Annotated in this window: 12 protein-coding genes; 10 read left to right on the forward strand and 2 right to left on the reverse strand. The window is 45.3% G+C overall.

Translation table 11 applies throughout. The annotated features are described in order from the left end of the window. Positions 1-13 precede the first annotated feature (13 nt). The 3 genes from G589_RS0111670 to G589_RS0111680 are packed head-to-tail and all read left to right on the forward strand — an operon-like array spanning position 14 to position 2,595. Positions 14-670 carry an HAD family hydrolase gene (locus G589_RS0111670; RefSeq protein ID WP_026522272.1) on the forward strand — a complete coding sequence of 219 codons (657 nt, stop codon included), beginning with the start codon at positions 14-16 and terminating at the stop codon, positions 668-670. Between the two features lie 11 nt (positions 671-681). Then, positions 682-1,503 (forward strand): ATP-dependent sacrificial sulfur transferase LarE, encoded by an 822-nt coding sequence (gene larE, locus G589_RS0111675; protein WP_026522273.1) that lies wholly within the window; start codon positions 682-684, stop codon positions 1,501-1,503. 6 nt (positions 1,504-1,509) lie between these two features. Beyond that, a complete protein-coding gene (locus tag G589_RS0111680; RefSeq protein ID WP_242826445.1) occupies positions 1,510-2,595 on the forward strand; it encodes an FAD:protein FMN transferase in 1,086 nt (361 codons plus the stop codon). A gap of 640 nt (positions 2,596-3,235) precedes the next feature. Here the strand turns inward: G589_RS0111680 and G589_RS0111685 are convergent. Together G589_RS0111685 and G589_RS0111690 are read right to left on the reverse strand one after the other, a co-directional pair. Further along, entirely contained in the window at positions 3,236-4,441 is a 1,206-nt protein-coding gene (locus G589_RS0111685) for a response regulator transcription factor (protein ID WP_026522275.1), read from the reverse strand. A 12-nt stretch (positions 4,442-4,453) separates the two neighbouring features. Then, positions 4,454-6,136: a sensor histidine kinase gene (locus G589_RS0111690; RefSeq protein WP_026522276.1), complete on the reverse strand. Its 1,683-nt coding sequence runs from the start codon at positions 6,134-6,136 to the stop codon at positions 4,454-4,456. A gap of 142 nt (positions 6,137-6,278) precedes the next feature. On the opposite strand from G589_RS0111690, the gene G589_RS0111695 reads away from it, so the two are divergent. The 7 genes from G589_RS0111695 to G589_RS0111725 all read left to right on the forward strand — a co-directional run bounded on the left by G589_RS0111695 (position 6,279) and on the right by G589_RS0111725 (position 15,634). Further along, on the forward strand, positions 6,279-7,187 hold the full coding sequence (locus G589_RS0111695; protein WP_026519820.1) for an ABC transporter permease: 909 nt from the start codon (positions 6,279-6,281) through the stop codon (positions 7,185-7,187). 16 nt (positions 7,188-7,203) lie between these two features. Further along, entirely contained in the window at positions 7,204-8,091 is an 888-nt protein-coding gene (locus G589_RS0111700) for a carbohydrate ABC transporter permease (RefSeq protein WP_026519819.1), read from the forward strand. A gap of 37 nt (positions 8,092-8,128) precedes the next feature. Then, positions 8,129-9,742 carry a sugar ABC transporter substrate-binding protein gene (locus tag G589_RS0111705; RefSeq protein ID WP_026522277.1) on the forward strand — a complete coding sequence of 538 codons (1,614 nt, stop codon included), beginning with the start codon at positions 8,129-8,131 and terminating at the stop codon, positions 9,740-9,742. A 140-nt stretch (positions 9,743-9,882) separates the two neighbouring features. Next, positions 9,883-12,027 (forward strand): ATP-dependent helicase, encoded by a 2,145-nt coding sequence (locus G589_RS19775; RefSeq protein ID WP_035775961.1) that lies wholly within the window; start codon positions 9,883-9,885, stop codon positions 12,025-12,027. Position 12,028: 1 nt separating this feature from the next. Further along, on the forward strand, positions 12,029-13,657 hold the full coding sequence (locus G589_RS0111715; protein ID WP_155832533.1) for a TolB family protein: 1,629 nt from the start codon (positions 12,029-12,031) through the stop codon (positions 13,655-13,657). A gap of 115 nt (positions 13,658-13,772) precedes the next feature. Then, a complete protein-coding gene (locus tag G589_RS0111720; RefSeq protein ID WP_026522279.1) occupies positions 13,773-15,302 on the forward strand; it encodes a TolB family protein in 1,530 nt (509 codons plus the stop codon). Positions 15,303-15,421: 119 nt separating this feature from the next. Beyond that, positions 15,422-15,634 carry a hypothetical protein gene (locus G589_RS0111725; protein ID WP_026522280.1) on the forward strand — a complete coding sequence of 71 codons (213 nt, stop codon included), beginning with the start codon at positions 15,422-15,424 and terminating at the stop codon, positions 15,632-15,634. Positions 15,635-15,964 lie beyond the last annotated feature (330 nt).

The following is a 15,964-nucleotide window of genomic DNA, read 5'->3' on the forward strand; positions in this document are numbered from 1 at the left end:
TTGGAGGATTTTGATGAGAGATTTTGACGCAGTGGTTTTCGACATGGACGGGATCATCTTTGATTCCGAGAGAGCCGTGCTTGAGAGCTGGTACGTGGTTGCTGACAGGCATGATCTGGGGGATATCACAGAGGCGTTTTTGGCCTGTACCGGTGTAAATGATAAAGAGACTAAGGAGATAATGCTCCGCCGTTTCGGAGAAGATTTTCCTTATGATGAATATTCCAAGGAGGCGTCCGTTATCTTCCATGAGAAGTACGACGGTGGCAAGCTTCCAATGAAGATCGGGGTAAAAGAGATCCTGACCTTCCTTAAGGATAGTGGCAAAAAGATAGCTCTGGCGTCTTCCACAAGAAGGCCGGTTGTTGAGGCTGAGCTGAGGGATGCAGGAGTTCTTGAGTTTTTTGATGAGCTTGTAACCGGGGACGTGGTTAAGAGAAGTAAGCCGGACCCTGAGATATATCTTTTGGCATGTGAGAAGATAGGTGTTGCGCCAGAGAGGTGCTACGCCATTGAGGATTCCTATAACGGGGTCAGGTCTGCAAGCGGAGGCGGACTTAAGGCTATCATGGTGCCGGATCTTCTTCCTGCAAATGATGAGATGAAAAAGCTTACGGAGAGCGTTCAGGAGAGTCTTTTAGATGTGATTGAGTATCTAAAGGGCGAATAATGGTGAAGCTTATGGATGATGGATTAAGAAGTAAGTACGAAAGACTTTTGGATATTCTTAAGGGATACGGAAGTGTGGCAGTTGCCTTTTCAAGTGGAGTGGATTCGACATTTCTTTTGCATGCTGCCAAAGAGGCGCTTGGGGAGAAGGCAGTGGCGCTTACTGCCAGTTCCTGCTTTGTGCCAAAAAGAGAGGTCCTGGAGGCCAGGGAGTTCTGTGAGAAGATAGGCGTAAAGCATCTTGTGGCTGATGTGGATGTTCTTGCTATTGACGGAGTTGCGGAGAATCCAAAGGATAGGTGCTATCTTTGTAAGAAGGCACTGTTTCAGGGATTTCTTGATACGGCTGAAAGAGAGGGCCTTTCGGCTGTGGCCGAAGGATCCAACGTAGATGACGAGGGCGACTACAGGCCGGGAATGAAGGCTATCGCCGAGCTTGGGGTTAAAAGTCCGCTGCGGGAAGCAGGGCTTAAGAAGCAGGAAATAAGGGATCTTTCCAAGGAGTTTGAGCTTCCTACCTGGAACAAGCCGTCGTTTGCATGTCTTGCCAGCAGGATTCCTTATGGAGAGATTCTTACAAATGAGAAGCTTCGCATGGTTGAAGAGGCGGAAGAATATCTTTTGAATAAGGGCTTTAAGCAGTTCAGGGTCAGAGTCCACGGAGATGGAGCGCCGCTGGCCAGGATAGAGCTCTTGCCGGAGGATATTGACAGGGCTATGGACCTTTCTGTTCGAGAGGAGATAAATGATAAGCTTCATGGAATGGGATTTGCGTATGTTGCACTGGACCTTAAGGGCTATCGCACCGGAAGTCTCAATGAAGTTTTGAAATGAGTTGTTATGGGACTTTTTCTGAATAAAGGACTTAAAAAGATAATAAATCCCCGGGCGGTTTCGGCACTTGCTGTGACAGGCATGGTGTCTGCACTTGCCTGGGGTTGCGCTTTTTTCGGGGAGAAGATATATACCTCGACGATATTTGCCATGGACACTGTCATGGAGCTGCAGATTGCAGGGGGTAGAGATTTTACGCCGGAGGCTGAGGAGTACATAAGGCGCCTTGAGAAAGAGCTGTCGGTTACGGATGCTTCAAGCGAAATTGCGGGGCTTAATGCTGACGGAGAGGGCGAGCTTACTGAGGAAGTCGGAAGCATTCTTTTGCAGGCAAAAGACGTGTGCGACAGAACAGGCGGGGCTCTGGACATCACTATTTATCCTGTGCTCAAGGCCTGGGGATTTACAACCGGAGAGTACAGGGTTCCTTCTGATGAGGAGATTGCAGAGCTTTTGCGCAATGTTGACTATAAGGGAATTGATATAGAGGTTGAGGAGAATGCAGCTGAAAGTACTGTTAAGGTCGGGCTTTCAGAAGGAATGCAGGTTGATCTTGGGAGCGTTGCAAAGGGATATACGGGAACTGCAGTAGCGGACATGCTTAGGAGTAAGGGCGTGACTCATGCGCTGTTAAATCTCGGCGGAAATGTGCAGTGCATAGGAAGTAAGCTAAACGGCGATCCCTGGAAGGTTGCCATAAAGAGTCCATTCCCTGATTCTGCTTCCGGGATGATAGGCGTCGTGGAAGCTGATGATGTTGCGATCATAACCTCCGGCGGATATGAGAGATACTTTGAGGAAGATGGAAAGAGATACTGGCACATCTTAGACCCTGCAACCGGAAGGCCTGCCGAAAACGGCCTTGTGTCCGTGACGATTGTTGGTAAGGATGGTCTGTTGTGCGACGGCTTATCTACAGCTCTTTTTGTTAAGGGGCTTGATGAGGCGATAGAGCAGTACAGGCAGTCAGATGATTTCGAAGCAATATTTGTAACTGAGAACAGGGAAGTATATGTAACGGAAGGTCTTGCCGATAAGTTTTCTCTAACATCCGAATACCACGATCTTCCCCTGCATACCATAACAAAATGAGTCACCGGGGACGTGAGTCAATGGGGACGGTTCTCTTTGACTCATTGCAGAGGCTATGAATGCCCCGCTGCCTGAGAATTTTAGCACATAATAATACCGGAGCCAAAGGCTGCCCGGGCGCCAAAAAGCGGCGCCCAGCGTACTGTCCTTTGACTCCGGTATTGTTATGTGCATTATGGTCATTAAGCGGGGCTTGCATAAGGGAGTGTGGCTCTTGCCGTGAACAGTGGCAGATGCCCAGGATATATAGCTGCCGGGACATGAAAAAATCGAGCACAAGGGGCTCCTTCCAGCTTGAAAGTCATGCTTCTAGTGAAAATCTGTTTTGCGCATGACTCGTGAAATTGGCAAAGTCATGCTAAAATACAATATTTTTTGTGAGCATGACAAAAAAGCTTTGAAATGTCATGCTGTAGAAAGAATTTCAAAATTAGCATGACTCTCAGGTCATGCTTATATCAGAAAATCGCTCAGCGCATGACTTTTTCAGCAATTTTATTCATGCTAATTTTCAAAAAGTCAGAAAAACATGACTTGGCCGGATTAGCGAGTCATGCGCATGCGATATTTTCCTACAGCGCATGACTGTGGCACAAAAATGAGACAAAGTGAAACGTCCCCGGTGACTCAAAAAAGGGAGTCAAAGAGAACCGTCCCCGGTGACTCCCTCGCGGAATTCGACGGGGGTGACGCCGAAGCTCTTTTTGAAGAGCCTGGTGAAGTAGGAATAATTGTCGTAGCCGACCTTCAGCGATATGTCGCGGATAGAGTCGTCGGTCTTTAAAAGGAGCTTGCGCGCAAGGTCAAGGCGCTTTTCTATGATGTAATTCTTAAAGCTCATTCCAGTTTCTTTTTTGAATATCTTAGTGATGTAGTCAGGGGCGAAGTAGAAGAGCTCTGATAAATGCTCTCTGCTCATGTCCTCTGTGAAGTGGGCATCAACGTACTGAAGAAGTGATGTCACAGAGGTTTCATCGATGTAGATGATGTCCTGGCTCTCGTCAAAGGGCATGGAAGCCATGTTTACAAGGCTGTCCAAAACATCCGGAATGTCTATAGGTTTTTTGTCAGAACTGATAAAGAACCTGGGCTTTGCAGAAAATTCCTCGGAAAGTGAGTAGTAGAGCTCGCTTACAAGCGGACGAAGGCCTGCCTGATAGGACTCGTCCTCCACGGGTATTAGGCCGAAGAGCACGTAATCCTCAGCTTGGTAAGGAAGGAGCACACCGTGAGAAATGAAGCTGCTTCCAAAGATCGACTCCATGATTGCTCTGATCCTGATGGCCATCTTACCTCTGTCATGCGAAAGGTTCTTGCTGCTGAACTGGATAAGGCATGCCACAAATGAAGACATATCCTCATCGAATCGTCGAATCCTTCCCATATCTGCAAGAAATGCCTTATAAGTAATGCGCCTGTCAATGAGATAGTCATACCAGAGCTTTGAGAGCGTACTTCCGGTATCGGGCTCATCGGATGAAACCTCTGCAAGAGCCTGCCTGATGATATTGGTCAGCTCCGGGTAGTCGATGGGCTTAAGGAAGTAGTGAAAACTCCTGAGCTCCAAAGCTCTTTTCGCATAAGAAAAATCAGCGTAATTGGTCAGGAAGATCGCCGGAATGGTGTTGCCCTGTTCACGCAGGATTCCCAGAAGATCAAGACCGCTCCCATGGGGCATGTCGATGTCGCTGAGCAGAAGATCCACAGTCTGGTTGGACAGGATCTCCTGTGCCTTGCCGATGTCATTAGCGGTGAAGACCGTGGTGATCCCAAGGCTCTCCCAGTCTATATTCTTTTCAAGTGCCGCAATAACAAAGCGGTCGTCATCTACCAGTAAAATGTTCATCTATTTCCTCATTCAAACTTTGACGGGGATGCGAAGAGTGATCCTTGCACCGTGCTCCTCTGTATTATCAGCGATGAGCTCAAAGGAATTGTTGTAAAGAAGGCTGAGCCTCTTTATACAGTTCGTGATTCCGATATGGCTTCCGTCTTCTGATACAATATCCTCGCCGTTTTTTATCTTATTAAGGATCTGCGGGTCAAAGCCCTGTCCGTTGTCGCTGATGACAATCTCCAGGATATCGCCTGCACCGTCCTCAGCATCCAAAAGCTTTTTTGCCCTGATGGAGATCTTAAGACTCTCGCCTTCAGGCGGAGTCGCGTGCTTCACGCTGTTCTCCACAAAGGTGATAAGAAGAAGCGGAGGGATGCTCAGCTGATTGCAGTCCTTGGGAAGATCCGTCTCATATTGCGTGGGGCGTGAGAGCCGCATATTCTGAATCGAGAGATAGTCCTCCACATGGGCCAGCTCGTTGATCAGCGGCACAAAGTTATTATTCACCTGGAAAAGATATCTGAAATACCGTGAGGTGAACATAAGCATCTTCTTTGCTGCATCCATGTCCCCAAGGCTCACCATGCTGTCAATCGTGGTGAGGCAGTTGAGGTAAAAGTGCGGTTTTATCTGCTGCTGCAGGAAGTGGATCATGAATTTGTTGTTGTCCAGCTCCGCCTCGTAAACATCAATTCGCAGCCTTGTTATCTCATGAATGAGATTTTTGAACTGATCGTTGATCTGATTGAGCTCCTGTACACGGCTGTCTGTGAGGACCAGTCCCTCGGTATCCTTTAGCGAATCGATCTCTGAGAGACTCTTGGAAAAGATCTTTATTGGAAGAATCACCTTCCTGTAGCTGACCAGAACGTATCCACCCATGATAAAGCACAGCATCAGCGCCGCTAAAAAGACGATGAACTGCAAGAAGAACAGCCTTCCGTAATTACCAAGCGCAAGAGAATCTATAGCCAGAGTGAAGGGAAGATCTGCCTCGGCGCCGGGGAAGATAAGCCTGTTATAGAAGTTTCCTCTAAAGCCGCCGGGGCCTTCACCTGTCCTGTAAAAGACATCTCCGTCTGCACTGAGTGCCTGAATGGAGCCCTGCTCTCCCAGATTTATTGAAGAGAGGGGAGATAAGATATCCTCCATGGAAACAACACATGAGAAAATGCGATGCTCGTAAGTGATGCTGTAGTACAAAAAGGCATTGTCACCGATCATGCATGGCTCCCAGGTATAGTTGGTTCCTACATCGGACTTGATACGCTCTTTTATCTTTTTATAAGTCTCATAGTTTACCTTCAGGTCAGAGGCATTAAAAAAGATATCCTTCTCATCCCAGTAAAAGAAATACATATACTCGGAACCTGTCGAGTACTGCATGTCACTTACGCGAAGGCGCAGCTCGTTACTGGCGTCCCTGAAGTCACCCATGTGCCCTGACTCATCAAAGGCATCAAGGATCGGGTCGTGAACCACGGTCCACTGAACGAAGTGCTCTATGGCAGAGAGCTTGTGCTCTAATTCATTTTGATAAATGTTTACGCTGCTCTTAAGTGCCAGATTGTTCTGCTTCCTGATCTCGGAAAAAGAAAACCAGCTGACCACCACAAAAAGTATCACCACCGGAATGGCGAGATAAAGTGTTTTGGTCAGCATCTGGACAACCGGATAAGAGCGCGTTCTTCCTGTATTTTTCATGACTTCATTATATAGAAAAGAGATTTGGCAGGCTATAGCTTTTAGATACTTTGTCCAAAAAGTGCTATGGGGTGAACGAAAAAGTGCTATTTAAAAAAATCTAAAAAAATTATTATCGATTCATAAACAAAAGGAGTGAGCGATGAATAACAGGTTCCTTAGATTTATAAAAAAGAATTATCAGCTGTATCTGCTTCTTGCACCTTCAGCAATACTGCTGTTCTGCTTTGCCTACCTTCCCATGGTGGGAATAGTGATTGCTTTTCAGAGTTACTCACCGGCGCTTGGAATACTGGGCAGTAAGTTTGTGGGCATGAAGAACTTCATGCAGTACTTCAGATCATATCAGTTCGCAGTTACAATCAAGAACACGTTGGTACTGAGTATTTACAGCATACTGGTTGGCTTCCCGCTTCCGATCCTTCTGGCGCTGATGTGCAACCAGATGAAGACCAAGATGTTTAAGAAGGTGTTCCAGGTTGTGACTTACCTTCCGCACTTTATATCAACAATGGTCATGTGTGGTCTGATACTCATCTTCCTCTCACCCTCAAGCGGACTGTTTGCAAACCTCTTTAAGCTCTTTGGAGCACAGTTCCCGAACCTCATGGCCAGCGCAGCAAACTTCAAGCACGTATATGTATGGAGCGATATCTGGCAGCACCTTGGATGGGATTCAATCATCTATCTGGCAGCACTTGCAGGAATCGATCCAACATATTACGAGGCAGCAACCGTTGACGGAGCAACAACTCTTCAGAAGATAAGATACATCGACATACCGATGATTCTTCCGACAGCAATGGTTCTTCTGATATTAAGAGCCGGAAGCATTCTTGGTATAGGCTTTGAAAAGGTCTTTTTGCTGCAGAACGTACAGAACATCATGAGCAGCGAGATCATATCAACCTATGTTTACAAGATGGGTATGCAGAGCATGCAGTACAGCTTATCAACAGCTATCGGCCTGTTCAATACAGTGGTTAACGTGATAGTTCTTTTGCTGGTTAACCTGATATCCAAGAAATTCACAGATAACAGTCTGTTCTGATAAAAGGGGAAAAGAGATGATCGGTAAAAAGAAATTTTCCCAGGACGCCGTGGTCAATATCATATTCCACGCCATCGCGATCCTGATGATCATAGGAGTCATTTATCCGCTCTGGTTCGTTATCATAGCATCCTTCAGTAATCCTGCGGATGTTGCCAGCGGTAAAGTATGGTTTTGGCCTAAACAATTTGATGTAAGGGGATACCAAAAGCTTTTTGAGCAGAGACAGATCTGGAAAAGCTACTTGAACACTATCCTTTATACCATAGTCGGCACTGCGGTTGCTCTGCTTGTTAATATAACTGCCGGCTATGCAATGTCCAGAAAAGATTTACCCGGAAGAAAGTGGATAAATGTTTTCTACATAATCCCGATGTTTGTCAGCGGTGGACTGATCCCGATCTACCTGGTTGTCAAGCAGTTTGGCCTCCTTGATACTTTTCTGGTTATGGTTCTGCCCTTTGCGGTATCCACTTACAACATTATTGTGGCAAGAACGTTTTTTCAAAATTCCCTACCGGAATCATTGTGGGAGGCAGCCCAGATTGACGGCTGCTCCACAATGAGGTACTTCGTTCAGTTCGCAGTTCCGCTCTCAAAAGCAGTCATCGCGGTTGTGGGTCTTTGGACAGCGGTTGGACACTGGAATTCATGGTTTAACGCTCTTATATATCTTCAGAATGAAGACCTGATACCTTTGCAGCTTCTGCTTAGAAGAATACTTATTGCAAACGAGTCACTTCTCGGAGCAGCAACAGGCACCATGGCACAGGAGCTCAGACAGCTCTCAGACATGATGAAGTACGGATCAATTGTGATTTCTACACTCCCCATTATGATGCTCTATCCATTCTTACAGAAATATTTCAACCAGGGCGTCATGATAGGAGCGGTGAAGGGATAAATAGTATACAATTATAGTTATGAGAAGGAGAGAGAAAATGCAGAAAAAGTATGGTTTATTGGCTGGCGCACTGGCACTGAGTTTTGCACTGACCGCTTGCGGAAGCGCAGCAGGTAATGCTCAGGCTCAGACAACAGGTACAGATGCAACACAGGCTGCTACTACAGCTGCTGCTCAGACAGAGAGCGCAGGTGGTGATAACGCCTACACAGTTGCAACTGTAAGATGGGCTGATTGGGGTGAGGATTATCATCTTGGATTCCCTGACAAGGCTGCAGAGGAAGCAGGAATCAGCCTGACATGGGACACAATCCTTAATTCAGACTGGGCTGACAAGAAGGCAGTTCTTCTTGCAGGTGGAGATCTTCCCGATGCTTTCATGGGATCAATCTGTTTCTCAGAGTCAGATGTTCTCACAAACACAGGATCATTCATCGCCCTTGACGATTATATTGACGAGTACATGCCTAACTTCAAGGCAATCATGGAAGCAGATCCTACAATGAAGGCTCTTGCTACATCAGCTGACGGACACATCTACGGACTTCCTTCCAAGAAGCCTTGCAGACCTATCGTTGCAAACCAGATGTTCATAAACAAGCAGTGGCTTGATAATCTCGGACTTGAAGTACCTACAACATACCAGGAATTCGAAGAAGTTCTTACTGCATTCAAGGAGCAGGATGCAAACGGAAACGGTGATCCTAACGATGAGATTCCTTTCGGACAGGGCTATGCTGATTCAGTTATGTTCTTCTGCCTTCCTTTCGGAACAACAATCGGTGCTGACGGAACATACATGATGGCAGTTCAGGACGGAAAGCCTGTTTACCTTCCTGTAACAGATGGCTACAAAGCAGGTATCGAGTGGATGCACAACTGCTACGCTAAGGGACTTATCGATCCTGAGCTCTTCACAGAGGATTCTTCAATGCGTGATGCAAAGCTCATGAACGAGACACCTATCATTGGTGCAGCTCCCGGCTGGACAGCTGATTCAACCTTTGGCGCAAACGCAGGCCAGTACGTTGCACTTCCTGCACTTGCAGGTCCTGACGGCAAGCAGTACATCTCATCAGACCCTGAGCACTGGAACTACTCAAGATACGAGTTTGTAGTAACAAATAAATGTGCAAACCCAGGTCCACTTCTTGCATGGGCAGACAAGTTCTACACTGATGATGCATCAATCCAGAACTTCTATGGCTCTTTTGACAAAGCAATCTCTAAGGCTGATGACGGAACATACACAGTTCTTGAGCCCGATGATGGCAACTCTGCAGATACATTTGCATGGATCCAGTCACTTCGTGATTTCGGTCCTAAGTATGTAGCTGACGGCTTCAACGACAAGGTTAAGTACGCAGGAGCAAACGGCGATGCAAGTAAGCTTGCCCTTGATAAGGAAATGAGCAAGTACGCAAAAGAGGCATATCCTAACGTAAGTTACACAACAGATCAGCTTACAACTCTTGCAACTCTGTTCACTGACCTTGATGCTTATGTAACAGCATCACAGGCTACATGGGTAACAGAGGGTGGTGTAAACGAGCAGTGGGATGGATACATCTCTACTCTTGAGACCATGGGATACAACGATTTCATCCAGATCCAGCAGGATGCTTACAACACATATCAGGCTAACAAATAATTAAAAAGCCATGTTTTTATTTTAAGAAGCCGGTGGAGGCCAGAGAAAGTCTCCGCCGGTTTTTTAATTGGATTTCTCGTTGGCTATAAGGTATACTCTTTAGGTGTTTTGACATAGGAAAAGAGATTTAGAAACAGAAAATGACAGAACAGGAATTTTTAGATAAATACGGATCAAAACTAAATGATGAACAGCTGACGGCTGTAAGGACTGTAGAAGGTCCGGTGCTTCTTCTGGCAGTGCCCGGAAGCGGCAAGACGACGGTGCTTGTGAACAGGCTGGGGTACATGCTTTATGTAAAAGAAATTGACCCGGCATGCATACTGACGCTGACCTATACCGTTGCTGCAACAAGAGACATGGCTGAGAGATTTAAGAGCATCTTTGGCGAGGATGTATCCGAGAGACTGGAATTCAGGACCATCAACGGAATCTGCGCCAAGATAATAGCTCACTATGGCAGGCTGATCGGAAAAACCTCTTTTGACCTGATCACAGACGAGAAGCTCTCAGGCAAGATCCTTACTGACATCTTTGTGAAGGTGATGAAGGAATATCCCACAGAGAGCGATATCAAGATGGTCAGGACACTGATCACCTACTGCAAGAACATGATGCTGGGCGAAGATGAGATCAGGCGCCTTGGCGAGGATGAAGGGCTGGAACTCCTTCAGATTTACGAGAGCTACAACAAAGAGCTCAAGGCCAGAAGTCTTATGGACTACGACGATCAGATGATCTATGCCTACAGGATGCTCAAGGGGTCAAAAGACCTTTTGGAGTTCTACAGGGACAAGTACAGATATATCTGTGTCGATGAAGCCCAGGACACCTCGAAGGTGCAGCATATGATCATAGCTCTTTTATCCGGAGAGCAGGGAAATCTCTTTATGGTCGGAGACGAAGACCAGAGCATTTACGGGTTTAGAGCTGCGTATCCGGAAGCTCTTTTGCACTTTGAAAAAGAACATCCCGGGGCCAAAGTTCTTGTGATGAACAGGAATTACAGATCCAGCGCCACGATAGTTGAGGCAGCAGATATCTTTATTCAAAAGAACTTCAGCCGCCATGAGAAGCACATGCGCGCCACCAGGGATGCGCAGTCTGAAATAAACTTTATCACGCTGGGAAAGAGAGAGTCTCAGTACAAGTATCTGCTTGAGGTGGCCAGGGATGCATCGTCTCAGACGGCGGTTTTGTATCGCGATAACGAGAGCGTACTTCCGCTGGTGGATCTCTGCCTTAGAGAGAACGTGCCGTACAGGATTAAGAGCGCCGACATGGCATTCTTTACGCATCGCGTTGTGGTGGATGTGGTCAACATGCTCAGGTTCTGCCAAAACCCATACGATCCGGAGCTTTTCATGAAGATATACTTCAAGTTTCAGACGTTCCTCAGAAAGCCTGATGCAGAGAATATGTGCAGGATTGCGGATGAGAGGCATATAGGAATTCTGGATGCCGCTGAGTATGCAGATCTTGGTAAAAGAGTCCTCGGCAACGTCAGGGCTCTCAGAACGCACTTCAGAAATATGGCAGGCGAGAGTTCTTATAAGGCCATAAGCAGGCTTGATAAATTCATGGGATACGGCGAGTATTTAAGCGACAACAACATGGATGTGGGTAAGCTCTTTATACTGGAGTGCCTTGCAAAGAACGAGCCGACAATCGAAGGCTTTATTGAGAGGCTGGATTTGCTCAGGCAGACTATTACTGAGGAGAAGCCAAACTTTAAGAGTAGGTTCATTTTGTCCACAATCCATTCAAGTAAAGGTCTTGAGTATGACACCGTCTATCTGATGGATGTCATAAACGGCGTTCTTCCCGGCAAGGTAATAAACTTCAAGAAGGCAACACCCAAGGAGAAGCAGGACTATGAGGAGGAGCGAAGGATCTTTTACGTCGGAATGACCAGGGCCAAGGATAACCTCAATATCCTGAAGTATTCAGATGCTCCATCTATATTCGTGTCAGAGATGAGCAAGATGAAAGAAGTGCCCGAAACCGAAAAAAAGAAACCAAAGAAAAAGGCAGCAAGTGTCCTCCTTAAGCCAACTCCGCTTCTTAAGAAAAAGAGGGCGGTGAAGGAGGAAAAGGATGTACCCGATAATCTTGTGATCGGGGAGAGAATAAGCCAGAGCAAATATGGCGAAGGCACAATAATAGATGTCAGGTGGGATGACGATGATATACCCACAAAATTTACAGTACAATTTGACTCCGGAGACGAGAGGATATTCATGTATCCGTTCGCGTTCACTACGGGGATGAAAGTGATAGATTAGGATGAAAAAAGGTAGTAATTTTCTTAGAGGTCTTTTAACAACAATAGTAATGCTCTCGGTCATGGCAGGTTCCATGTTCCTGGGATACAGATTCCTTAAGGCGTTTAACCCTGTGGCTGCGGAGAAGATCGGAGATGCTGCGCAGACAGCAAAGGACAAGACAGAGGAAAAACTAGGGATTGAGCTGACGCCTTCGGGGCAACCTGAAGAAATTCCGGAAGTGACGCCGGTGGACGAGACGGAAAAAGAGAGCGGGGTAAAAGTTGTAGATATTACGCCCGAGAAGAAGCCATATACCGGTATAAAACTTTACGAGACTGACGGATATTTTTTTAATGACAACGGAGAGGTGCTGACTAATTTTCATGACAACGATCCATTTGGGATGTATGTCTATTTCGATGCAGACAGAAAATACGGAGTAATCCTAAAGAACAGGAATTGCTACCTGGTGGAAGCAGACCTTACATTTAAGCAGATAGCAAGTGGCTGCTCTTATGCCGGTATCAGCTATGATGGTACGACGGTCTATTACAGTTCTTCTTCGGCAGGACTGTGGCTGTATAATACTGAGACCGGGGAGGAGACGTTTCTTTCAGATAACGGTAGCAGACCACGTATTTCTCCGGATGGTAAAACAATTGTCTATAATGATTACCTACCTGACAGTAAATACGGCGTTGTTATCGGAGGAATCGGAAAAGAGCCGGTTGTCATTGATGAGGCTAAAACAGGTATGTTTACTCCTTTGGCGGTTAACAACGGCGGTAATATTGTATTTTATGAGCTGTACTCGGGAAACGACAATGGTTTTTACTGTTATGAAAATGGTGAGTCAAGGAGAATCAACAAGGAATATGCATACCATTCTTACTTTGACAAATCCTGTGAGAAGGTGCTTTATACAGATAACGAAAAGGTATGGTACTTTGAGAGTGGGCTGGATGTGCCGGTAGAGCTTGCAGATGACATGCGTGAGATCGAGATAGTAGATGCTGATGTAAATCATACAGGTGACATGTGGAACGATGCTATTGTTGGTGTGGATAACCTGGCGGATGCTGTGATACTGGATTGCGGAGATAAGACTTATTGCCTGAGTAAGGACTGCACATCGGCTGTGCAGCTCAGAGATGGCGGATATGCGTATAAGTATGCCATGACTTCAGAGGGACCGACCTGTCTATATAAACAGGATGGCGCTACCTATAAAGCGGTATATAAATCCGGTGATGTTGACGAGACGATCATATCCGAGAAAGACAGGATTTTGGAGCGCATAGAATATGTAGATGGTTTTTCTGAGGGCTTTATTCTAAAATTTGAATATGACGAACACGGTGATGATTTCAAGCTCTATTATTTCAAAGAGGGTGAGGAAGATGTACTTCTTGATAATTGCGGTGAGGAAAACATTAACGGAGTGATCTGGGATGAGCTGTTCGGAAAATGCTACTACACATGTGATGGAGAACTCAGAAGCATTAATAAGGACGGATCACAAAAGACAACGGTTGCTACTGATGTGGACTATCTGATAAATTATGTAAACAGTGAAGAAGTTGCGGGCTATGAAGACAACAACGGTAAGTATTTTATTGTCATCAACAACAATGTATTCGAGAAGTAAAAAATGACTCATTTTCTTAATGAGTCCCCGGGGACGTTTCAGTTTGACTCCGGAACGGAGAGGATATTTATGTATCCGTTTGCATTTACAACGGGAATGAAGGTTTTAGATTGATATGAAAAAAGGTAACAATGTTCTGACAGGTATTTTGATAGCGGTATTTGTGGCAATCATCATGGTGGTATCGCTGGTTTTGGGCTACAGGTTTTTAAAGACTGTTAATAAGGATGCTGCCGAAAAGATCGATGATACTGTGCAGAATGCAAAAGACATGGCTGAAGAGACTCTTGCTACACCTCCGTATTCAGGACCGAGGCTCTATGAAAACAGGGGATATATTTTTAATGATGCAGGAGATATTCTGTCTGATTTCCATGTGATCAGAAGTAACGGACTTGATATCGTGTTTGATGCTGACAGGAAATATGGTGTACTTATCAATAATAAAAAGTGCTATCTGATCGGTGCGGATCTCAAGTATGAACAGTTGGCAGACAAGTGCTCGACTGCGACCATAAGCTTTGACGGCACTCAGGTTTTTTACGGTACAGCTTCTGATGGGATCTGGCTTTATAATACCCAAACCGGTAAGAAAACACAGATTTCGAAAACAGGAAATAACCTCTGCATTTCTCCAGGAGGCAAATCAGTTGCCTATTGCAATGATTCAGACCGTCACGAGATAACTATAATTGCCGGAGCGGAGAAGAAAAAGAAAATATCTGCACTCCAAAGTGAAACCGGGATATTTTACCCTGTGGCAATTTCCGATGATGGAAAGGTAATGTTCTATCAAATGACAGTAGGAACTGAAAACAGCTTTATGTGCCACATCGGAGGCAAGGAAATCAAACTTGCCACGAAAGAAGGACGTGACATGTATTTTGACAGGTCCTGCAAGAAAGTGATCTATAAAGGCAGACACGGAGTTTACTACTTTGATACGGATTGGGAAGAGCCTGTACAGCTTGTGGCTGTCAATGAATTTTCCAATACAATTATCATTGATACCGCAGTATCCTATACAGGTTCTATATGGAGAGGCAGCATTGTTGATACCTACAACCTGTCAGATGTGACGGCCATTGAGACTATGTCAGGAGTATATTGCCTGAGTGATGATTGCTTATCAACCGTGCAGCTCATGGAGGAAGGAACTCTGGACGAGTGTGCTGTAACAGAAGATGGCATCGCATGTGCATATAAGCTGGATGATTGCGTTTACATATCGCGCTATGAAAACGGAAGCATAGATAAAACACTACTTTTTGAGGATGCTTCAGGTTTAGATACAAGGATTTACCTGCATAAGTTCTCTGATGGATTTGTAAAAAAATTTGATTATAGCGCAAAGGGTTCTGTTTATAAGCTCTACTATTTTCGTGCAGGCGAAGAAAGACAATTCATTACTAATTGCGGAAGTGGAAGCGATGGTACCCTGCAATGGAATGAGGTTTTCCGAAAATGCTACTTCATAGCGGATGGAAAGCTGGTCAGAATCAGCGATGATGACTTTGAAGAGAAGATAATAGCCGAAGATGTTGCGGCATCTACTCTTTACCCTTCCGGATATGAAGCCGTTGAATATACTGATAATGAGGGGAACAGATTTGTTGTTATTGATGACAAAGTGTTGCCTGAGTAAAGGACAAACTGAGATGTCTTTTTCTTAATTAGAAAAATAGCCTCCTGTTATTCACTGAAAAGACCATTTTTATTGGTGCTCTTCAGAAGTAAACTCATATCAAAAGGAGGTGAACGCATATGATGACAATCATATTCTTTGTTTTGTTCTTCATGATCTTCGGCGGACTGCTTAAATTCGCATTCAAAGCAACCTGGGGCATAATGAAATTCTTGTTCTACATTGTGTTCCTTCCATTTATTCTTGTTGGAATGGTTGCTTACGGATTTGCTTTTATAGCTCTTCCGATTCTGCTGATCATCGGAGTTGTCGGACTTCTTAGAACAGCGTGATAATAAAAAAAGGCGCGGCCTGATGGCCAATGTCATTAAGTTAAGGGTCGCGAATCAATCAAAGATATAATAAAGAGAGACTGATAGCATTATTTCAGTCTCTCTTTTGCTTTTTATGGTATGCCTAATAGGCAGACGCTAATCTGCCTAATCATAATTATGAATTCAAGCACAGTTATGCTACTCTATATAAGAAGCCACGGAAAACTCTTGGCGCGAAATTTCGCTCCCAGTTCCTATCTGGCCGAATTGGCAAGAGGTTCTTCGAAATAACGGCTTCCAAAACTTGTAGCGTTGTTTTTCTGCGGTAATATAGTCTGCACATATGGA

This window comes from Butyrivibrio sp. VCB2001 (assembly GCF_000423965.1).
Lineage (GTDB): Bacteria > Bacillota > Clostridia > Lachnospirales > Lachnospiraceae > Butyrivibrio.

Bases quoted from the DNA above. Each gene is read 5' to 3' on its own strand.
- G589_RS0111725 (WP_026522280.1), top strand. From the start codon at position 15,422: ATGATGACAATCATATTCTTTGTTTTGTTCTTCATGATCTTCGGCGGA.
- G589_RS0111670 (WP_026522272.1), top strand. From the start codon at position 14: ATGAGAGATTTTGACGCAGTGGTTTTCGACATGGACGGGATCATCTTT.
- G589_RS0111685 (WP_026522275.1), bottom strand. From the start codon at position 4,441: ATGAACATTTTACTGGTAGATGACGACCGCTTTGTTATTGCGGCACTT.
- G589_RS0111680 (WP_242826445.1), top strand. From the start codon at position 1,510: ATGGGACTTTTTCTGAATAAAGGACTTAAAAAGATAATAAATCCCCGG.
- G589_RS19775 (WP_035775961.1), top strand. From the start codon at position 9,883: ATGACAGAACAGGAATTTTTAGATAAATACGGATCAAAACTAAATGAT.
- larE (WP_026522273.1), top strand. From the start codon at position 682: ATGGATGATGGATTAAGAAGTAAGTACGAAAGACTTTTGGATATTCTT.
- G589_RS0111705 (WP_026522277.1), top strand. From the start codon at position 8,129: ATGCAGAAAAAGTATGGTTTATTGGCTGGCGCACTGGCACTGAGTTTT.
- G589_RS0111715 (WP_155832533.1), top strand. From the start codon at position 12,029: ATGAAAAAAGGTAGTAATTTTCTTAGAGGTCTTTTAACAACAATAGTA.
- G589_RS0111720 (WP_026522279.1), top strand. From the start codon at position 13,773: ATGAAAAAAGGTAACAATGTTCTGACAGGTATTTTGATAGCGGTATTT.
- G589_RS0111690 (WP_026522276.1), bottom strand. From the start codon at position 6,136: ATGAAAAATACAGGAAGAACGCGCTCTTATCCGGTTGTCCAGATGCTG.
- G589_RS0111695 (WP_026519820.1), top strand. From the start codon at position 6,279: ATGAATAACAGGTTCCTTAGATTTATAAAAAAGAATTATCAGCTGTAT.
- G589_RS0111700 (WP_026519819.1), top strand. From the start codon at position 7,204: ATGATCGGTAAAAAGAAATTTTCCCAGGACGCCGTGGTCAATATCATA.